The sequence below is a fragment of the Anaerobacterium chartisolvens genome, from assembly GCF_003337415.1.
In the GTDB taxonomy this organism is placed as follows: Bacteria; Bacillota; Clostridia; order Acetivibrionales; family DSM-27016; genus Anaerobacterium; species Anaerobacterium chartisolvens.
This window is the reverse complement of sequence record NZ_QPJT01000061.1, coordinates 1-3,709: the sequence shown is the minus strand read 5'-3', so window position 1 is coordinate 3,709 and position 3,709 is coordinate 1. Positions and strand designations below refer to the sequence as shown.

The following is a 3,709-nucleotide window of genomic DNA, read 5'->3' as shown; positions in this document are numbered from 1 at the left end:
AAGCCCGCTTTCTCAAGTGCCTTTCTTGATGAAGGAACGGGGCCATAGCCCATAACCTCCGGGGCGAGACCCGCCGATCCGTAAGAAACTATTTTCGCCATTGGCTTAAGCCCTAATTGTTCCGCCCGTTCCTTTGACATTACAATCAGCATTGCCGCACCGTCATTGATACCTGAAGAATTTCCTGCCGTAACCGTACCGTCCTTTTTAAATGCCGGCCTTAATTTTGCTAAAGCCTCAGAGGTTGCACCGAATCTTGGGTATTCATCAGTATAAAATGCTACCGCCTCACCCTTCCTTTGCGGAATCATTACGGGAACTATTTCATCCTTAAATCTTCCCGCCTTTATAGCCTCCTCAGCCTTCAACTGGCTTTGCACGGCAAACCTGTCCTGTGCCTCTCTTGTTATACCCCACTTTTCAGCTATATTTTCCGCTGTAATGCCCATATGATAGCCGTTAAAAGCATCCCACAAGCCGTCATTTATCATTGAGTCCATTAATGTGTCATTGCCCATTTTGTATCCGAACCTTGCCTTATTCAGCAAATACGGAGCATTGCTCATGCTCTCCGTTCCTCCGGCAAGAACAGCATCCGCGTCTCCTGCCTTTATCATTTGCGCCGCAAGGCTTATAGCTCTTAAGCCCGAGCCGCAGACCTTATTTACCGTCATAGCACTGACTGTATCAGGCAGCCCTGCCTTGATCGCCACCTGCCTTGCAGGGTTTTGGCCCTGACCTGCCGACAGTACGTTTCCAATAACAACCTCATCTATTACCGATTTTTCGATTCCTGCCCTTTTAATTGCTTCCTCGGCGGCTATCTGCCCCAGCTCAACCGCAGAGAAGCCTGCAAGCATGCCTCCAAAATTTCCTACGGGAGTTCTGGCAGCACTTATAATTACTACTTCTCTCATGAAAATTCTCCTTTATTCATGTACCGGCCGTCAAAAGCAAATGCGGACGCGCGCCCATGCCATTTTGCACAACCGTATGCAAGTTAATTTGTTTAGAAACCGCCATATTTATAATCTCTGTCGGGAACAGCATTCATATCGTCTTCATCTATTTCCGCCACGCATCGAACCATTGAGCCATCACCTAAATACCAGCGTATCGGGAAGCAGAAAAACCTGAAGCGTTTATTGGCAAGCTTGTCCAGATCTCCCCCAAGGTTTTCGACACCAACGATTCCGTGACCCAGCAGCTGCTTGTGACAAGGCTCCCAGGTACCCCAGCAGCCTATAGCTTCCAGGTCTCCGAATTTTTTGTCGTATGCTTCCTTACCATGCAGCTTGATATAGGCTTCCTTGTCAAATTCGGCATAGGCTTCTTCCCCAAACTGCTCGGCATACTCTTCGGTTATGGGCTTTCCTGAAGCACCCACAAGGTTCATGCGCGTCATCCCATTGTTGCCCATAGCGGTATGGAGAGGATGATCCAAAGCCTGACTGTCCATAGCGACACACTTTACCTTGTGCTTTACAAACCATTTTCCCGCTTCCACACCTGTACCGCAGGAATAATGATAGTACTCCTTGGAATCGTCAAATTTACGGTGCATTCCAGTGTTCAGGCATACAACCATACCCTCAAGCTCCGAAGGCTTGATGTTGGCGAGCTTACAGGCATCCTCAATATGATGCGGCAGAATAAGCCCCCAGCGTTCAATCTGAATATCAAGGCAAACTGCATCGCCGGTGTACGCATCGACAGGCATCTCATGGGTATAGCGGGCTCTTTTGCCGTCGAATTCCGTCTCCATAACATGACGCGGTGCGTCGGCATGAGTACCGGTGTGCATGGTGCAGGTGATCTTTTGCGTCAGAACACCTCCCTTGGCCATGGTGTGTGCATTATCTATTACCGGCTTGTCAAAATAAGGCCAGCGGGGAATTTCTGCGCTGAAAGGGTGTGACAGATCAACAAATACTTTCTTTCCCATTACTTTGTTCCTCCAATTTTTTATTTAAATTATTTATTAAATACCATCTTAATCAAATGCTCCGTAAGTCTTCTTCTGGACTCCTCCATATCTTCCCCGGTCCACTCCAGAAAGCCCTTGCCGGTTTTAAAGCCCAGCTCGCCCTTTTCCACCTTTTCTTTAAGAAGAGGCGAAGGCTCGGTTGAGCTTTCAAGGTGCTTTAAGATGTAGCTGTGAATGGACAACGTCAGATCATTCCCTATCATGTCGGAATTCTCCATAGGCGCCAGTACGGGGAGCCTTAACCCAAAGCTCATTTTAATTGCTTCATCCACTGTCGCGGCATCCGCTATCCCTCTCTCAACTATTGAAATGGCCTCTCTCCACAAGGCATGTTGAAGCCTGTTTGCAACAAAGCCGGGAACATCTCTGTTTACCCTGATTGGTTTTTTGCCGGCTCTCTTAAGAATTTCCATTGTGGCATCCATAACGTCATCCGAGGTGTAGTCAGATTTTACCACCTCCACCAGAGGAATGAGGTACGGAGGATTCCAAAAATGAGTTCCTACAATTCGTTCCTTGTTTGCCGCTTTTCCGGCAATCTCGGTAATACTCATTACTGAGGTGTTTGTGGCAAATATGGCTTCCCTTCCGCAAAGCGGCTCAAGCTCCATAAAAAAATTCTGCTTGAGCTCCATGTTCTCAGGTATGCATTCCACAATCAGCCCGGCATCCCTTACCGCGGCATCAAGCCTGTCGAAGGTATAAATGCCGGAGACAATTTCGTCTGCACTATACTGTGTGAATACCTCCTTATCAACAAGCATACTTAAGTTGGATCTTATGCGTTGATATATTTTTTCCCCCGGAACAAAGCTGTCATATATATTAACATTGAGACCGCCGCAGCTCGCAAACACCTGAGCTATACCGCAGCCCATAAGCCCTCCGCCTATAACCGCTACATTTTTAATTTCCTTCATTTTGTTAACCTCCGTCAGTTGGCCCAATATCCGCCCTCTGTAGCTACATTTGCCCCTGTCATAAAGTCGCTGGCACAGGATGCAAGAAAAATACAAGGCCCTATGAAATCTTCCGGCTCACCAAGCCTCCCAACGGGAAGACGCCTTAAGAAGTTCTTATAGACCGCGCTTTCGGGGTCAAACATCCACTCGGTTAAATCCGAACGGAATACCGTCGGGTTAATGGTATTGACATTTATTTTATACTTAGCAGTCCATTCACAAGCAAGGGCCTGAGCCATAAGATCAATGCCAGCTTTTGCGGTGCAGTAGCCGGTGTAATTGGCCATACCCATCTTTGAACGCGCAGAGGATACCAGAATGACCTTTCCGCCCTTACCCTGCTCAATCATCTGTTTGCCTGCGTATTTGCAGAACAGCCACGTCCCCTGAACATCGGAGTCCATTATCTTTTTCCATTCTGTGAGTTCCTGCTCTACAATAGGCTGAGGATGATTATAGCCTGCCGCCGTAAGCAATACATTGATTTCCCCAAATTTTGCGACAGCATCATTAACTATTTTTATTACATCCTTTTCAACCGCGGGGTCTCCCACAGAGTACCCGCATTCAATACCCTGGGCTTCTAGTTTTGAACAAAGCTCCTTGCATTTTATATCACTGCGCCCCGTAACAAAAACCTTCATCCCTGCCAGTCCGTATCCCACAGATATAGCTTTTCCCAAAGCTCCTGTCGCCCCGGTAATCAGCGCAACCTTACCCTTTACATCGAATAAATTATTTACAAATTCCTGATTCATAA

General features: G+C 47.3%; 4 protein-coding genes. All 4 read right to left on the bottom strand.

Annotation, left to right across the window (positions count from 1 at the left end):
- Positions 1–917, bottom strand: a 917-nt coding sequence (locus DFR58_RS21450; protein ID WP_147273236.1) for an acetyl-CoA C-acetyltransferase, incomplete at its 3' end; no start/stop codon positions are given.
- A gap of 92 nt (positions 918–1,009) precedes the next feature.
- Complete coding sequence (locus DFR58_RS21445) at positions 1,010–1,945, bottom strand: cyclase family protein (protein WP_114300497.1); 936 nt, start codon at positions 1,943–1,945, stop codon at positions 1,010–1,012.
- 29 nt (positions 1,946–1,974) lie between these two features.
- Complete coding sequence (locus tag DFR58_RS21440; RefSeq protein ID WP_114300496.1) at positions 1,975–2,907, bottom strand: 3-hydroxyacyl-CoA dehydrogenase family protein; 933 nt, start codon at positions 2,905–2,907, stop codon at positions 1,975–1,977.
- A 14-nt stretch (positions 2,908–2,921) separates the two neighbouring features.
- Positions 2,922–3,707, bottom strand: a complete 786-nt coding sequence (locus DFR58_RS21435) for an SDR family NAD(P)-dependent oxidoreductase (protein WP_114300495.1) — start codon at positions 3,705–3,707, stop codon at positions 2,922–2,924.
- Positions 3,708–3,709: the final 2 nt, after the last annotated feature.